The 13457-nt window shown below is 40.5% G+C and carries 7 protein-coding genes and 1 pseudogene; 3 read left to right on the top strand and 5 right to left on the bottom strand.

Going from position 1 to position 13457, the window contains the following annotated elements; genetic code table 11:
- Window positions 1–264 precede the first annotated feature (264 nt).
- The 5 genes from HMPREF0669_RS10420 to HMPREF0669_RS03565 are packed head-to-tail and all read right to left on the bottom strand — an operon-like array spanning window position 265 to window position 9253.
- Entirely contained in the window at window positions 265–1194 is a 930-nt protein-coding gene (locus tag HMPREF0669_RS10420) for an RHS repeat domain-containing protein (protein WP_009228529.1), read from the bottom strand.
- Window positions 1181–1510, bottom strand: a complete 330-nt coding sequence (locus HMPREF0669_RS03580; RefSeq protein WP_009228528.1) for a hypothetical protein — start codon at window positions 1508–1510, stop codon at window positions 1181–1183. The genes HMPREF0669_RS10420 and HMPREF0669_RS03580 overlap by 14 nt, the downstream gene beginning before the upstream one ends.
- Before the next feature lie 11 nt (window positions 1511–1521).
- On the bottom strand, window positions 1522–3555 hold the full coding sequence (locus HMPREF0669_RS10065) for an RHS repeat domain-containing protein (RefSeq protein ID WP_020967134.1): 2034 nt from the start codon (window positions 3553–3555) through the stop codon (window positions 1522–1524).
- Window positions 3519–8816 carry an FG-GAP-like repeat-containing protein gene (locus tag HMPREF0669_RS09955; protein WP_020967133.1) on the bottom strand — a complete coding sequence of 1766 codons (5298 nt, stop codon included), beginning with the start codon at window positions 8814–8816 and terminating at the stop codon, window positions 3519–3521. Before HMPREF0669_RS09955 ends, HMPREF0669_RS10065 begins: the two co-directional genes overlap by 37 nt.
- Window positions 8813–9253: a T9SS type A sorting domain-containing protein gene (locus HMPREF0669_RS03565; RefSeq protein WP_232236471.1), complete on the bottom strand. Its 441-nt coding sequence runs from the start codon at window positions 9251–9253 to the stop codon at window positions 8813–8815. The genes HMPREF0669_RS09955 and HMPREF0669_RS03565 overlap by 4 nt, the downstream gene beginning before the upstream one ends.
- Before the next feature lie 143 nt (window positions 9254–9396).
- On the opposite strand from HMPREF0669_RS03565, the pseudogene HMPREF0669_RS10560 reads away from it, so the two are divergent.
- From HMPREF0669_RS10560 to HMPREF0669_RS03555, 3 genes and pseudogenes are all read left to right on the top strand, one after another.
- Window positions 9397–9610: pseudogene (locus HMPREF0669_RS10560) on the top strand (TetR/AcrR family transcriptional regulator); the annotation flags it as partial.
- 245 nt (window positions 9611–9855) lie between these two features.
- Window positions 9856–11259, top strand: a complete 1404-nt coding sequence (locus tag HMPREF0669_RS03560; protein ID WP_009228525.1) for a DUF4099 domain-containing protein — start codon at window positions 9856–9858, stop codon at window positions 11257–11259.
- A gap of 20 nt (window positions 11260–11279) precedes the next feature.
- A complete protein-coding gene (locus HMPREF0669_RS03555; RefSeq protein ID WP_009228524.1) occupies window positions 11280–13361 on the top strand; it encodes a type IA DNA topoisomerase in 2082 nt (693 codons plus the stop codon).
- Window positions 13362–13457 lie beyond the last annotated feature (96 nt).

Below are 13457 nucleotides of genomic sequence, written 5' to 3'. Positions count from 1 at the left end.
CACCTACCCATGAATTGCCGGCACCAGATATAAAACCTCCTGCAAATCCTGCGCTTGGACCCGAAGCAGCACCGGCAAGGAATCCTGTAGAAGCTATTCACTTGGCTAATCCTACTGCTCCAGTCCAGAAATTGCCTCCTGCATGGCAACGTTCACTCCTGACGCCAATCCTGCACCGACAGCTCCGGCGACAGCACCAGCGACGAAGTAGCCAAGTCCCTTCGCATTAAGCTGGAATCCGTGTGAGGCCCAATTGAAAATTCCTCAAATAGCCGCCCCTATGATAAGGTTCCAAAACTCCCCGCTCGAATCCGTGTACTTCAGCGTATTGTTCAGGCAGTAGCTGTAACGGTTGAAGTTCTGGCTATTGTCGGGCATCTGCACATAGTTGTCAGGGCTGAAGAAGCGGCTGAGAACAGGGTCATACAAGCGACCGTTACTTTCCCTGCTTCGCGACAGTGACCGTTGGTTCATATTTATGATGTCAAACTCGCTAAGCATTTCATGCCCTGTGTAGCCACGGTGCAAACCTATGGTGTTGAGTGTTATCGTCTGCTTGCCCCACGCATCATAAGAGGCATCGAAAACTTTGGCTCCATTCTCATCCATAACGGAAAGAATGCTACCTAAATTGTCCGTGAAGACAAGATAAGTTTTTATACTGCCGTTTTCCTTAATGGCGATGGTGTTGCCATCAAGATAATAGAACTCACGGGTGTTACCATTCTCGGTAATCTTCTCATATTCCCCGGCATAGACTGTAGTTCTTACATCCGTACCATTGTGTGATAATTCAGAATACCATCTTTCTTGATCAGGACCATAGGCAAAGTCCATCCTGAGGATCTTGCCTGCATCTTCTATCAACTGAATCTTTCCGAAGTCGTTGAAAGACGTATTCAATGCGTCACCAGGAATCTTTCCGTCAGCATTTTCTATCTCCGTCACAGCATGTGGTCGGATATTCTTATCATAAGAGAAGTTGCCAATTCCGGTCTTGAAGAGAATATTTCCGTTCGACGCATAATTTATCTTCATCGTTTCAACTGTTCCACTTTTGACGGAAACAAGTCTGTCAAAATTGTCATAGCCGAAAGTTTCTTGTGGTCCATTGTTCCTCTTGCGTGACAGCAGGTTATCGGTCGTCCCATCGTAGGTCTCGTCAAAGGTCTTCAGGACGCTACCTTTTATCATTTACACGTATGTATTGGGTTGTACCTTCTTCATTCTTCATAAAGAGCGTATCTTGGACTATATTATACTTGCTCTTTTGAATTATCCCATCAAAATACCAAATAATCGTATCTTTATTTATAGAATATTTGATAGGAGAAGTTCCTTCTTCGTCTACGAAATAGATGGAGTCACTCGTTATTTTTAACCATGTAACTCCCTCTAAACTCCAATAACCATATAATGATTTTGGGGGCATGAATTTATGTCTTGTCACATTAGCCAAACAGCTTGTTAATATAACAAAAAAAACAAAAGAAATAATATTTTTTTTCATACATATAAGTTTTAATGTTGTGGAATCTCAATATGAAAGACAGGGTCCTTGGAGGGTGTCCATGGATCTAGCACTCTGGATATTTTGCTATTATTCAGAAGTGCATGATGAAAGGCTGCTCTATTGGAGACACTACTAGGAGCTATATCTATAACATTAAGTTGCCTAAAATCTGCACAATGTTTTGACACTTTACTGGGTCCTTGTCTGTAAATCTCTTTTAACATTTCCTGTTTGTCAGGATATCGACTTTCTACTGCACGACCTGCAGGAGCATAATTACATGTTTGCTTATTTTTTAAATTATTATACATCGCATTTACTTGCTCTTCAGGTGTTCTTGCTGTGCTTGATATTGTCACTGAGTGTACTCCTGCCTCAGCCATACTTATTTTTATGACTGATATAGAATATAAAGATACTCTTTGTGCGAAAATAGGATTTGCAAAGTTTACAACATAAGCCGGAGCTTTCCCTATTACGATAACATCGGATAACATAATTTCTAAGTTTTGGTCTTCCTGTTGAGTACTAACTGATGGCGGGTCATCGTGCATAGCATGATTGAAAACACCAATCATCATGCCCTGCATTGCCCCTTGCAGGAAATCTCCTCCAGTAGCCCAGGCAACGATTCCACCCATTGCCGTAGTGGAAGCTACCATAAGTCCAGAGTTTAAGTTTATGCTTTGTGCATAAGACCCTATTCCTGAAGAAGCTGCTCCTGAAATTAATCCATTCCAGAAATTATCTCCATTTAAAGCATTAAAGACACCACTAGATAAGCCATGTGCACCAGCTCTCAACAGTTCATGTCCAAAAGTTCCAACGCCATTAAAAATTGAGCCTATTCCATAAGTTGCTGCTGCGCTAAGTCCCCCTAGCAAGGCTCCTCTCCATATTGGCTTATCTGACATAGCCGCATTCATGGCACCCATCATTGCGCCCATTGCAGTTATTGCGATAAAATCGTCAAGGACAAATACATCACCGCTAGGATCGGCATATTTGAGAGGATTATTCAGACAATAGCTATAGCTGTTATAGTTCTGGCTATTGTCACCTTCCTGTACGTATTTATCTGGACTCAGGAATCGACCGAGTACAGGATCATAGACACGGCCATTCATATTGATGAGGTTGAACTCATTCAGCATCTCATGCCCACCATAGCCTCTGATAAGGCCGATAGTATTGATTGATACAGTTTGTTTACCCCATGCATCATACTCTGCTGAGAATACCTTGCTGCCATTTTCATCAATAACAGACAAAATACTACCTAAGTTGTCCTTAAATGACTGATATGTCTGGAAAGTTCCATTCTGTCGGACAACAATGACATCACCATCCAGATAATAGTATTCGCGAGTGACACCATTAGCAACGACCTTCTCGTAATCGCCCATATAGGTAACTTTACGCAGACTCATATTACCTTGCTTCAAAATACTAAAGCAACGTTCAAGATCTGGACCATAATCAATGGTCATAACCTTATCATTTTCCTGAAGTGACGAAATCTTGTTGAGATCATTAAATTGAGTTATGCAAGCCTGTGTAGAAATAAGATTATCTGTATTATCTACCGATGCTACCGCATGAGGACGCTCTGCATCATAATAGTACTGACCTATACCAGTCTTAAAAGTAATATTACCATTCTCGGCATATTTGATATGCATCATCTCTTTGGTGCCAACTTTAACAGATACCAATCGATCAAGATTATCATAGCCAAATGTTTCCTCAGAAAGTGAATTACGAGTACGTGAAAGCAAGTTACCTGTTGCCCCATCATAATTCATTTTAAACTGATCGAGGACAGTACTGCCATTCTTCAAAACAATATCGCTCTTGAAGCCTCGAGAATCGAGTGTAACCGTTGTCGTATATTTGTTTAAGAACGATGTTTTGGTTTCTAATCCATCATAACTGTCAACTTGATATACAATCTTATCATTTGCTGTAGTCTGGGTCTTATTTCCGTACTTGTCGTATGTATATTTTACAACAAGGTTACCAGGATAAGTAGTCTGTACCAATTGATTGTTTGCATTATATGCATACTTAAACTGATACGTTCCTCATGCCCACCATAGCCTCTGATAAGGCCGATAGTATTGATTGATACAGTTTGTTTACCCCATGCATCATACTCTGCTGAGAATACCTTGCTGCCATTTTCATCAATAACAGACAAAATACTACCTAAGTTGTCCTTAAATGACTGATATGTCTGGAAAGTTCCATTCTGTCGGACAACAATGACATCACCATCCAGATAATAGTATTCGCGAGTGACACCATTAGCAACGACCTTCTCGTAATCGCCCATATAGGTAACTTTACGCAGACTCATATTACCTTGCTTCAAAATACTAAAGCAACGTTCAAGATCTGGACCATAATCAATGGTCATAACCTTATCATTTTCCTGAAGTGACGAAATCTTGTTGAGATCATTAAATTGAGTTATGCAAGCCTGTGTAGAAATAAGATTATCTGTATTATCTACCGATGCTACCGCATGAGGACGCTCTGCATCATAATAGTACTGACCTATACCAGTCTTAAAAGTAATATTACCATTCTCGGCATATTTGATATGCATCATCTCTTTGGTGCCAACTTTAACAGATACCAATCGATCAAGATTATCATAGCCAAATGTTTCCTCAGAAAGTGAATTACGAGTACGTGAAAGCAAGTTACCTGTTGCCCCATCATAATTCATTTTAAACTGATCGAGGACAGTACTGCCATTCTTCAAAACAATATCGCTCTTGAAGCCTCGAGAATCGAGTGTAACCGTTGTCGTATATTTGTTTAAGAACGATGTTTTGGTTTCTAATCCATCATAACTGTCAACTTGATATACAATCTTATCATTTGCTGTAGTCTGGGTCTTATTTCCGTACTTGTCGTATGTATATTTTACAACAAGGTTACCAGGATAAGTAGTCTGTACCAATTGATTGTTTGCATTATATGCATACTTAAACTGATACGTTCCATCACCACTAACTGTTCGCGTTTCGGTAATTACCCGGCCCAATTCGTCATGGGTATATTCTACGCTATTATCATTTACTGTGGTTTTTACTAGATGGTTGATAGAATTACCCGATGTACCATAGGTATTCGTAATTAATGTATTACCAGCCTTGGTTGACGCAAGTCGTCCTTCGGCATCATACGTGTAAGTGGTTGTGATATTGCGAGCATCTGTAAATTTCATCACCTTGCCATCGGCAGCATACTCATAGTTGATATTGCCGGCATCTGGCGATTGAACTGCAATTTTATTTCCTACTTCATCATATTTGATATAGGTTGTGGCACCATTGGTTGTAATCTCAGCAGGCTTACCTGTTGAAGAGTAGACATAGTCGATTTGTGTAACAGGATCTACTGATTTGACAAGATTACCCCATGCATCGGTAACTTTTGTATAACTTCTACCAGCGGTTGTTTCAGTTACACTACGATTGCCATAGCTAAACGTAGAGGATTTTCCAGAGCTTTTAACATCACAGGTAACACGGCCTCTTTTATCATAATTAAATGTTTCTGAAAGAGTGAGTTTACCTGTCTTTTCTTCAATCTTAGTCTTCTGTCCTTTAGAATTGTAGGTAGTAGCCAGAGAGTAAGCATTAGTGTTCTGCATAACAGACTCCTGAAGGACTTCATGCCCTGCATTGTCAAACCATACAGCAACCCATGGCTTTCCTGTGGAAGAAGTTCTGATGAAGTACTTCTTGTCATAGTTAGAACCCCATCCCATTTCTTTGGTAGTAGTAATACCAAAAGAATTCGTCTCACTAATTTCTGTTCCCCATCCATCATAAACATGCTTAGATGTCAGGATATGAGACTTATTCGTCTCATCATTCTCTGTAAGAACATTACCAAACAAGTCATAGGTATAGGTAGTTACTCGAGGACTAACACTATCATATGCCTTAACGACAAATCGACCAGAAGCATCGTATACATTCGTCTCGGTATTGGCAACAATGCCCTTACCAGTCTGAGTTGATGTCAAGACATTACCATAAACGTCATACGTAGTATTTACTGTGAGAGGTAATGTTGACCCATCATTAGCAACTACTTTAATTACCTCACCCTTATCATTATAAGTATATGTAGTTGTAGAAGAGTTTACTTCAGAATCATCTTCATGTTTTTGTGATTTAACAACATTCAGAGGCATCCACTGGTTCATCTTCTGTATATAGCTATTATAAACTACTTTCTTATACATATTATCGCCATCATTTTTGACGATTTCAACCGTAGGTACTCCCTTTGCAGTATCATAAGTAGTATATGTTTCTGATGTATTCCCATCCAAATCGGTCAATGATTTTCGGGAAGTATATGCATAATAATTTTGACCATTTATATTGTTAGCAATAGTTGTATATGAAATAATCTTTGAAGAATTGCCACCAACTGTTGACGTGGTAGTTGTCTGAAGAGGTATCCACTTGTCAGTATCCCATTTATCTACTGTAGTTGTTTCCTTAGTGCCTAAGGTAAGATTCTCAGTAGTCATTGAAGAAAAACCTACTATACCTTTACCAGCAACATGTAGCTTCAAATCGCCATATTGATATTGTATGAATTGTGAACCGGCAACACCATTACCCTTAATAACTTCAGAAACCAATGGTACAGGAATAGTATAACTATTTACAGGATAAGCAGAAGAATGAGAATCAGTCTGAGTATAGACAGATGGTTCTGTTGCACTCTTATAATGAATAAAAGTCCGCAGACCAAAACCGTCTGTTATTGAAGAAATTTTGCCCTTGCTTACTAAATTATAACCACTACGATAAGTATGAATCTTATCATCAGACTTATCATTATCTACAAGAAGGTTTTTGCCGAATGAAGCATATTGTACATCACCATCACCAGTAAAGTCGCCTAAGAATATATTATTAGGTTCAGCATCTTTTTCCTGATGTGTAACATATTCCTTGTGTAATTCGAATCCAGTACCTGTAGATCTAACAAAAAGAGTTTTAGTACAGTCGTATTTCTCATACATGTAAAAAGATGCGTAATGAGCCTTGGTAATCACAAAGTCACATTTACCATCATGATCAAAATCGTAGGCCACCATATTAAAACGATCATTATCTTGATACGTATTCTGATCCGTTGCACTTAAAGTAATAGCTTCATTATTGACCGTAAACGTACCATCTCCATTATTGATGGCCAGACCATATTTCCAGTCATCTTGAAAGAAGGCAAAATCAGTTATGCCATCACCATCGAAGTCACCTTGTACAATACGATGCTTATCACCAAGATTGGTTCCCTTCTTTGAATTATATTCCGTATATTTCGTAGAAGATAATTCACCACCATTATTGTAGTAAATCTTATAACCTCCATCGTAGAAGACAATGATATCAGTAAGACCATCATGGTTGTAATCACCTACAAAAAGCTTCTTTGGATCACTATCTAATTTGAATTGAAATTTTGTAGGATCCAAATTGTTACGATCTTTATAACGAAGAATGGCACCATTGTAATAGCCATCCTTAGCACGATCCTCCAAATAGAATAAATCATCGCGTCCATCACCATTTGAGTCATAAGTGGTAAATAGTGGAGTATGGTCACAATTAACCATTCTACTGGTAATCTCCCTGAAGCCACCACCATTCACAAGACTCTTACCCCATACGATGGTATACCTTTCATCATAATTGCTCTTATCACCACAGTAATATGGAATAATCAAGTCATTGTAACCGTCACCATCGAAGTCCATAGCTTGAATACCACCAATAACATTATTCAAATCATCCATAGAGTATGATGGATTCAAATCAAATTGTTTTGGCGTCTGATAATACACATTACCATAAGGATCTTTCTTGCTTAAACTGACAAAAAGGAATGTCTTCCCTTCTCTTTCCTCACCACCATAATAGCGCTGCACATAAGCACCAGGTGATAAACGGATAATATCACTTATTCCATCATTGTTAACATCTACAGCAATAAACGTTTTGGCACTCTCTTCGATCATGCTAGAAGGAGAATTTGTCTCTACGTCTAAATTCGTATTATAAATATCCAATGAAGGCAAATAATCCCAATTAATTTTAATTGGAGCTACCTTACGTCCTGCCCCATTAGCTAAATCTACTTGAGTAAGGCGATAGTACTTATCTTTGGTTCCGTCAGACGTACTATTATAGGTAAATGTATAAGTGCGAAAAACAGAACCATTCGTCTGCGTTATTATCATAGACAAATAAACATTCATTTTACCTTGCCTATCGCCAATAGCAAATGGACGAGCGTACGAATCTGGCAAAGCACTGTATCTAAAGAGAATTAAATTGGTTATACCGCGACTCTTAGCTGTATTAAGACCATACTCTATACGAACAGGTCGAAGGTTATAATGCGTTGTTATATAATAGTACTTTACCAAATTACTATGTACATCAGTAGTTTGATTGATATACCATGCAGCAATACATTCTTTACTCTTTCTATTTACAAAAGACAAACGTGAATTGCTTGTGTTACCTAACTGATAAGTCTTGCCATCAGCACAAACAACAGAAAACCAACATGCACTCGTATTGATATTATTATGGAGGGTTACTATTGTATAAGGATCGCCTTCAGGAGTATACGTAGAGCCATTATAACCATAAGTTCCTGTTTTCAATATCAAGCGTTGTCCATTGAGAAATAGGGCATCACTTATACCATACGAAGTTCCAGCAATTTGCTTATCATGATACAAATCCTTGCAACCACGTGTAATGCATGATAAACCAGTAATGTTAAAACCAAAACCGGCCAAACCGTTACCTGACTGACTATTATAACTTACACCGATAGAAGGGGTAAGGCTACCACCATTAGGTGCAGATATATCAATACTATAAACTGCAGCTCCTGAATTATTTACACTAAGTGCTCCCTTAGGAGTACCAACATCATAGGTACTAGACGTAGACGTTGGTGGAATTGGTACAATTAGTTTATCAGGATGATTAGGAAAAATAGGCTCTCCAGGTTCAATAGGTAGTATCGGCTTTTCAGGATCGATAGGATGAACAGGTCGAATGGGGTCTCCTGGTTCAAATGGTTTATCAGGATCTATATGGATTTCATCATATATTCGCCCTAGCAGGATTGGTTTTTGATTAGCTATTATTTTGATAGAATCATTACTAGCATTCGCAGAAATTGTACTCGCCAAACCTGCTACTACAGTAAAAAGTAGTGCTTGAAGTAAATTCTTTTTCATTGCTTTACTATTTTCCAGGTAGTTGATTGTCCGTTAATTGTGATATGGAGAAGATAGACTCCATTGGGCTGATTGCTAATGTTAATATCGATATTATCAGTCTCTACTTTCCTCGCCAGAATTTGCACTCCCAGAGTCGTGTAAACCTCTAAAGAACACTTGTCCGTTCCTTTTAGCCCGGAAACACATATTCTCAAAGCCCCTTTCGTAGGATTTGGATATATCTTTATAGAATGGTCACGTAGCATATCAGAGAAACTCTGATTGTCAGAGGAAAAGTTTTGCTGCTTTGCCATAGCTTTAGAAACTGGCATAACGATTTCCCGTTTTACACGATTACCTAAGACATCATAACTATACCCTATTCTGTCTTGTGCTGAAGATATGACTGATGACAAAGCCAAATAAAACAATAAGTGAAATTTTCTCATGTTCATTCTAATCATTATGTTAATAATTCTTTTATCTTTCGGAATTTTTACTTATAGTAGCAAGCTTAGTGCGAAAATACAAATAATTATTGTTTATAACAAGAAAAAAAACGTTTTTTTTTTGTATTTTAGCTACTTTTGTAGCATTAATTACAGAAGGAAATGAAGCCACCGTCCATACGGCCCTGCTTCGTGAAATGCACACATTATCTCTTGTCAATATCTATGAGAAAAAAAATTAAGGATATAGATATTTCAGCCATATCTGAACTGGTTATTGGTGGCATATATCACCTTAACTTGCATAGAGATCGCTCTAAATTCGCAGAGATAGACTTAAATACGAAGCAAGAACGAAAACGGCATCAGCGATGAAGCCATTAGAAAATGTCTGAATTAAACGACACGCACTAAAAAGAATTTATATATTACTTAGTAAAGTGACATTTTAGGTTTTCTATAAGCACAAGTAATGGTGTTTCAGAACACAAACAATTATTTCACATAAATTCTCTTTATTTCCCGTTTTTCCCGAAAACTTTTTTATCGCTTCATATACCTATAATTTAGCTGCTTGATAACAATATCACCATAAAAATTATCAAGTAATGGAATCAAACAGCAATGACAATTATGTGCTGGTCTTGGAAGACCGCACGGAGGTAAAGAACGAAAAGGAAGCAGGAAAACTCTCCGTAGTTTCTGGTATTGACGACAAGGGAAACCTTAAAACAACAGAGGCTGTCGCTGCCAACCAAGCGGCATTCTTGAAGTTCAACAACAAGGACGGACTTCTGAAGAATTTCATGACCAACTTCCTCAAACAGTTTAATAACCCGACTCACTTCGGATTATACAAGGTATTGGCAGACAATGTGGAGCAGGGCGTGGACAACCTGCGTACCATGCTCCAAAGCCGTGAGAAGCCCGAAAGCAAACAGCAACTGGCAGAGATGGGCATTCCCTTTGGGGACTATCTGCCCCAGCAGAAGAATGCTACTGCCATCGATGAGTCGAAGGTTGATTGGAAGCAACTCGATAATCTCGGACTTACCCGTGAGCGATTGGAACAAAGCGGAGAATTGGACAAAATGCTCAATTGGCAGAAGAGTAATCTCTTAACGATTGCCGTACCTATTGGAGACACTACTATCTACACCGAAGCCCGCCTTACGTTCCGTACGGACGATAACGGCAATATCGGTTTGGCAATTCATCCTTTGAGAAAAGAACCACAGTTTGACTTTCCCTATATGGGCTACAAGTTCTCTCCCGAAGAAAAGGAGGCACTTCTCACTACGGGCAATCTCGGTAAAACCATCGAGGTAACACCCAAGAACGCCGAACCTTTCTCTGCATTCGTTTCTATTGACCCGCAGACGAATGAAATCATAGCCCTGCGTGCCGACCGTGTGAACATCCCTAAGGAAATCAAGGGCATAACGCTCTCTGATGCCCAGTACAAAGAACTTGTGGAGGGCAAAGCAGTAAAGGTTGAAGGTATGACTGCTAAGAGTGGTAAGTCTTTTAATGCCACGCTTCAGGTCAATGCAGAGAAGAAAGGCATTGAGTTCATCTTTGACAATAATCGTGGATTTAAGGAACACCAGCAGCAGACACTGCAGCAAGGCGTACCTTATAAGCTCTGCGGCTTGGAGTTATCAGAAAAACAACGTGAAGCTTTGGATAGCGGTCGTACACTATATCTAAAGAATATGGTGGACAAACAGGGACAATCATTCAACGCCTATGTTCGCATGGACAAGGAACAGAACCGCCCACGTTTTTACAAGTGGAATCCTGACAAGAAGCAGGAAACCGGCAAAGAAAAGGTGGTTGCCGTAGCCGAAGAACACAAAACACAGGTAGCCGTGAACAACCACGGCAAGACGAATGAAGCTACCAAGAACGTGAAAGAACCACTCAAAACGGGACAGACACAGCCTACTGCTGAGCAGAAGCAAAAGCAGGACGAGAACAAGCAGAAAAAGTTCCATGGACGTAGAATATAACCTTAAAACCATTCAGCACTATGACAACTTGTATTATTGCCGAGAAGCCCTCGGTAGCCAGAGACATTGCCCGCATTGTTGGGGCAAATAGTAAACAAGACGGATACTTGGAAGGCTGCGGTTATCTCGTTACTTGGGCAATGGGACACCTCATCGCCCTTGCCATGCCTGAAACCTACGGTTTTTCCGCTTATAAGCGTGAAGACTTGCCCATCCGTCCCAATCCATTTCTGTTAGTGGTACGACAACTACGTAAGGACAAGGAATTTGTATCAGATCCTTCTGTATTGAAGCAACTCAAAGTGATACGCTCCTGCTTTGACAAGGCAGACCGTATCATCGTTGCCACAGATGCAGGGCGTGAAGGTGAACTCATCTTCCGCTATATCTATCAATATCTTAATTGTAAAAAGACTTTCGAAAGACTTTGGATAAGTTCACTCACAGACAAGGCTATCCGTGAAGGACTTTCCAATCTCAAACCTGGAAACTGTTACGACAATCTCTACCACTCCGCCAAGGCAAGGAGTGAAGCCGATTGGCTTGTGGGTATCAATGCCAGCCGTGCTTTGTCTATCGCCCGCAAGGGAGGCTATTCGTTGGGACGGGTACAGACCCCAACATTGGCTATGGTCTGCCGTCGGTACATAGAGAACCGTGACTTTTCTTCCGTACCCTATTGGAAATTATCCGTCCTTACAGAAAAAGAGGGTTTGTCGCTGAAAGCCATTGGCAGTGAAGACTATGAGAGTGAAGCATTGGCACAGACTGTTCTCACTGCACTTCGCAGTCAGAGCCAGCTTATGGTAGAAACGGTCACAAGAAAGGTAACGCATACCGCGCCACCACTCTTGTACGACCTTACTGCCTTGCAGAAGGAAGCCAACAGACGCCACGGCTTTTCTGCAGACAAAACCCTCTCGATAGCCCAAAGCCTCTATGAGAAGAAAAGCACGACCTATCCCCGCACAGGCAGCCGATATATCAGCGAGGATGTCTTCGAGGAAGTACCCGTCCTGCTGCGCAAGATAGGCATGCCACTATCAAATCCACTTAATCGCCATTCGGTGGACAACGCAGAAGTAACCGACCACCACGCCATCATACCGACAGGTGAAACACCCTTAGGATTGTCGGCAGATGAAATAACTATCTATCAAATGGTAGTCAATCGCTTCATAGAAGCCTTTTCTCCTAATTCCGAGGAAGAGCGTATGCAGGTGCGGTTCACGGATGGTACCAATATCTTTACTTGGAATGCGTGTAGGCAGATTTCCTTGGGCTGGAAAGCCGTACAGAAAGAACAGGTTGCTGATGCAGAGAAAAAGGAAAACGACGATGAACAGGTTTTGTCTTTATTGCCGAACTTGGCGGAAGGTGAAATCCTATCACTTGTCAATGCAGAAATCACCGAACATAAGACCAAGCCAAAGTCTCTCTATACAGAAGCAACGCTCCTCTCTGCTATGGAGAACGCAGGAAAAGAGGTTGAAGATGCAGAAAGTAAGAAAGCAATGGCAGCGTGTGGTATCGGTACACCTGCTACCCGTGCCAACATCATCGAAACACTTATCCTCCGTGATTATATCCGCAGGGACAGGAAATCCATCATCCCCACCGAAAAAGGCTTGGCTGTTTATGAGATTGTCAAGGACAAGAAGATTGCCAATGCGGAGATGACAGGTGCATGGGAACTGGCACTTGCCGCTATTGAAGCAGGAAAGATGCCTGCAGATAAGTTTTCACAAGGCATCAACTCATACGTGGAAACAATCTGCGAGGAACTCCTCTCGCTTTCTTCAGATCAGAAGTCCTATCCTGTCTACCGCTGCCCAAAGTGCGGACAGCAGAGTGTCGGCATCTATGCCAAGGTAGCCAAGTGCAGACATGAAACCTGTGGTTTCTACGTATTTCGTGAAGTCTGTGGCATACATCTCTCTGAAGATAATATCCGTGAATTGATAAGCTCCAGACGTACGCCTATCCTTAAAGGACTGACCAGCAAGGCTGGAAAGAAATTCAACGCCCGACTTGTTCTGGGTGAAGACTACACTACTTCCTTTGAATTTGAGAACAAAAAAGGAAAACAAAGAGGGAGATAATCCTGGCAGAAACAACGAGGAACAGATATAGGTTGGTAGATACAAGTATTACCTGCCGACCTTTTTACCTCCACTTTTTTATTAAAAGAAAACACT

Origin of the sequence: Prevotella sp. oral taxon 299 str. F0039 (genome assembly GCF_000163055.2) — a bacterium.
Taxonomy (GTDB): Bacteria; Bacteroidota; Bacteroidia; order Bacteroidales; family Bacteroidaceae; genus Prevotella.
This window is presented reverse-complemented; position numbering and strand designations above follow the sequence as displayed.

Coding starts and splice junctions, on each gene's coding strand:
- HMPREF0669_RS10420 (WP_009228529.1), bottom strand. CDS start 1,194: ATGATAAAAGGTAGCGTCCTGAAGACCTTTGACGAGACCTACGATGGG.
- HMPREF0669_RS03580 (WP_009228528.1), bottom strand. CDS start 1,510: ATGAAAAAAAATATTATTTCTTTTGTTTTTTTTGTTATATTAACAAGC.
- HMPREF0669_RS09955 (WP_020967133.1), bottom strand. CDS start 8,816: ATGAAAAAGAATTTACTTCAAGCACTACTTTTTACTGTAGTAGCAGGT.
- HMPREF0669_RS03565 (WP_232236471.1), bottom strand. CDS start 9,253: ATGAACATGAGAAAATTTCACTTATTGTTTTATTTGGCTTTGTCATCA.
- HMPREF0669_RS03560 (WP_009228525.1), top strand. CDS start 9,856: ATGGAATCAAACAGCAATGACAATTATGTGCTGGTCTTGGAAGACCGC.
- HMPREF0669_RS03555 (WP_009228524.1), top strand. CDS start 11,280: ATGACAACTTGTATTATTGCCGAGAAGCCCTCGGTAGCCAGAGACATT.